This is a genomic window from Streptomyces mesophilus (genome assembly GCF_040300965.1).
GTDB classification, from domain to species: Bacteria; Actinomycetota; Actinomycetes; order Streptomycetales; family Streptomycetaceae; genus Streptomyces; species Streptomyces mesophilus_A.
Window position 1 is genome coordinate 1 of record NZ_JBEPEW010000295.1, and the last position, 3,478, is coordinate 3,478.

Annotated in this window: 4 protein-coding genes; all 4 read left to right on the forward strand. The window is 70.0% G+C overall.

Annotation, left to right across the window (positions count from 1 at the left end):
- Positions 1-615 (forward strand): class I SAM-dependent methyltransferase (locus tag ABT367_RS41155; RefSeq protein ID WP_352259073.1); only part of this gene is annotated, 615 nt, incomplete at its 5' end.
- Between the two features lie 49 nt (positions 616-664).
- Positions 665-1,504: an ABC transporter ATP-binding protein gene (locus tag ABT367_RS41160; protein WP_352259075.1), complete on the forward strand. Its 840-nt coding sequence runs from the start codon at positions 665-667 to the stop codon at positions 1,502-1,504.
- Positions 1,501-2,238 carry an ABC transporter permease gene (locus tag ABT367_RS41165; protein WP_352259077.1) on the forward strand — a complete coding sequence of 246 codons (738 nt, stop codon included), beginning with the start codon at positions 1,501-1,503 and terminating at the stop codon, positions 2,236-2,238. The genes ABT367_RS41160 and ABT367_RS41165 overlap by 4 nt, the downstream gene beginning before the upstream one ends.
- A gap of 143 nt (positions 2,239-2,381) precedes the next feature.
- Positions 2,382-3,185: a pyrroline-5-carboxylate reductase gene (gene proC / locus ABT367_RS41170; protein ID WP_352259078.1), complete on the forward strand. Its 804-nt coding sequence runs from the start codon at positions 2,382-2,384 to the stop codon at positions 3,183-3,185.
- Positions 3,186-3,478: the final 293 nt, after the last annotated feature.

The following is a 3,478-nucleotide window of genomic DNA, read 5'->3' on the forward strand; positions in this document are numbered from 1 at the left end:
ACGGGCATCGCCAGCCGCCTCCTGCGCGCCCGCGGCGCCCGGGTGACCGCCGTCGAACCCGGCCCCGGCATGGGCGCCCAGCTGCACGCCGCCCTGCCGGACGTCCCGCTGGTACGGGCCGCCGGCGAAGCCCTGCCGTTCGCCGACGCCTGCGCCGACCTCGTCACGTACGCCCAGTCCTGGCACTGGACGGACCCGGAACGCTCCATCCCCGAGGCGCTGCGCGTCCTGAGCCCGGGCGGCGCCCTCGCCCTGTGGTGGAACGTGCCCGACAGCCCCTGGTCCGCCGCCCAGGAGAAGCGCCTCGCGTCCCGAGTCCCCGGCCACCACGGCTTCGGCGTCGCCGTCGATACGGAACACCTCATCGCATCCGTCGCGCCGTCCGCCTCCCGAGCCCACCGGCGCCTGCGGTGGACCCGCGCGGTCTCGCTCGACGCCCACCTGGCCCACTTGGGCAGCCGCTCCTACTTCGCCGCGCTCGGCCCGGACCGCGCGGCACCTCTGCTGGCTCAGGAGCGCGAGGAACTCCTGCGCGTGTTCCCGGACGGACAGGTGAAGGAGCACTACACGGTGGAACTGACGGTCGCGCTCAAGCCGGCTGCCACCGCGAGCTGACCCACCCGGGCACTTGACTCCGCACCCCTGCGCGACCCATATTCATCACATGATGAATTATGGATCCGGAAAAGCCCCCGAGCCCGGACCAGGCACCCCGGGCCCCGCCATCAAGGCCGCCGACCTGACCGTGGTCCGCGGCCCCCGCACCGTCCTCAAGGGCCTCCGCTTCGAGGTCCCCCGAGGCCAGATCACCGGCCTCCTCGGCCCCTCCGGCTGCGGCAAGTCCACGCTGATGCGCGCCGTCGTCGGCACCCAGGCCAAGGTCACCGGCACCCTCGACGTCCTCGGCGAACCGGCCGGCTCGGCGCCCCTGCGCTCCCGCATCGGCTACGTCACCCAGGCCCCCTCGGTCTACCTGGACCTCACCGTCCGCCAGAACCTCGACTACTTCGCCGCGATCCTCATCCCGGGCCGCGGCTACGCAGACCTGCGCCGCGACTACGTCACCCGCGCGATCGCCGACGTGGACCTGGAAAGCCACCACGACGCGCTCGCCGGCAACCTCTCCGGCGGCCAGCTCAGCCGCGTCTCGCTCGCCGTCGCCCTGCTCGGCACCCCCGAGCTCCTGGTCCTCGACGAACCGACCGTCGGCCTCGACCCCGTCCTGCGCCGCGACCTGTGGAACCTCTTCCACGACATCGCAGGACGCGGCACCACGATCCTCGTCTCCTCGCACGTCATGGACGAGGCCGAGCGCTGCCACCGCCTCCTGCTCATGCGCGAAGGCGAGATCCTCGCCGACGACACCCCGGACGCCCTGCGCCACCGCATGGATACGGAGACGGTCGAAGCCGCCTTCCTCCGCCTGGTCGACGAGGCAACGGCGTCCGAGAAGAGCGCGGCGAACGCGGCGGAGACCAGCAGCACCAAGGAGACCTCGCGATGAACACCTCCCGCACCCTCGCCACAGCCGCCCGGGTTCTACGGCAACTCCGCCACGACCCCCGCTCCATCGCGCTGATGCTCCTGGTCCCGTGCGTGATGCTGCTGCTCCTGCGCTACGTATTCGACGGCAGCCCGCGCACGTTCGACAGCATCGGCGCCTCGCTCCTCGGCATCTTCCCGCTGATCACGATGTTCCTGGTGACGTCGATCTCGACCCTGCGCGAACGCACCTCCGGCACCTTGGAACGCCTGCTCGCGATGCCGCTGGGCAAGGCCGACCTGATCCTCGGATACGCCCTGGCCTTCGGCACCCTCGCGGTCGTCCAGTCGCTCCTCGCCACCGGACTCGCCCTGTGGGCCCTGGGCCTCGACGTCGTCGGCTCCCCGTGGCTGCTCCTCCTTGTCGCCCTGCTCGACGCCCTCCTCGGCACGGCCCTCGGCCTCTTCGTCTCGGCCTTCGCCGCCTCCGAATTCCAGGCCGTCCAGTTCATGCCGGCCGTGATCTTCCCCCAGCTCCTCCTGTGCGGCCTGTTCACGGCCCGCGACAACATGCAGCCGGTCCTGGAGAAGATCTCCAACGTCCTGCCCATGTCGTACGCGGTCGACGGCATGGGAGAAGTCCTCAAACACACGGACGTGACGGCCAACTTCATCCGCGACGCACTGATCGTCGCCCTGTGCGCGCTCCTGGTCCTCGGTCTGGGCTCGGCCACTTTGCGCCGCAGGACGGCCTGACACATTCCGCCCCTGCGGCGTTTGAGCAGATCCGAACGAAGTCCGGGTGCCGGGGTCAGGGGGTGGGGAAGAAAGCCCGCCGCAGGCGCCCCCCAGCCGATGCGAGGATGGCCCAACGAACAACGCAACCGGGAGGCCCTCGCATGACCCAGAAAGTCGCCGTCCTCGGCACCGGCAAGATCGGTGAGGCCCTCCTCAGCGGCATGCTCCGGGCCGGCTGGGCCCCCGAGAACCTCCTGGTCACCACCCGCCGTACGGAACGTGCGGAAGAACTCCGCACGCGTTACGGCGTGGAGACGGTGGCGAACGCCGACGCCGCCAAGCGCGCCGACACCCTGATCCTGGCCTGCAAGCCCCAGGACATGGGCAAGCTCCTCGACGAGCTCGCCCCGCACGTCACCGTGGACCGCCTGATCATCAGCGCGGCGGCGGGCATCACCACGTCCTTCATCGAGGACCGCCTCGCCGAAGGCACCCCGGTCATCCGCGTCATGCCGAACACCCCCGTCCTCGTGGACGAGGGCATGTCCGTCATCTCGGCCGGCAGCCACGCCACCCCCGCCGCCCTCACCCACGCCGAGGAAATCTTCGGCGCGGTCGGCAAGACCCTCCACGTCCCGGAATCCCAGCAGGACGCCTGCACCGCACTCTCCGGCTCGGGCCCGGCGTACTTCTTCTACCTGGTCGAAGCCATGACGGACGCCGGCATCCTGCTCGGACTGCCCCGCGACAAGGCCCACGACCTGATCGTCCAGGCCGCCATCGGCGCCGCCGTGATGCTCCGCGACAGCGGCGAGCACCCGGTGAAGCTCCGCGAGAACGTGACGTCCCCCGCGGGCACCACCATCAACGCCATCCGCGAGCTGGAGAACCACGGCGTACGCGCCGCGCTGCTCTCCGCCCTGGAGGCAGCCCGCGACCGCAGCCGCGAGCTGGCCGCGGGTTGACACGGCCCTCGTAGATCCGTAGTGTTCTCCGAGTTGCCCGACGTGAGAGCCGACGAAAGTCGGTCCCCGGGCAGCCATTCCGCAAGACCCACTACAAGCATTCCGCGCTCGAACGCGGTCTCGCTTTCGTGCGCTCTTACGAAATGAGGAATAGCCCCCGATTAGCTCGGGAGCGAAGATTCCGCTAAAGTCTCACCTCGTCGGAACGGCCCAACAGCCGCAAAGACAACCCGAGTTGACCGGGAATCAGGCCCGAAAGGATCTGATAGAGTCGACACCGCCGGAAGGGAAAC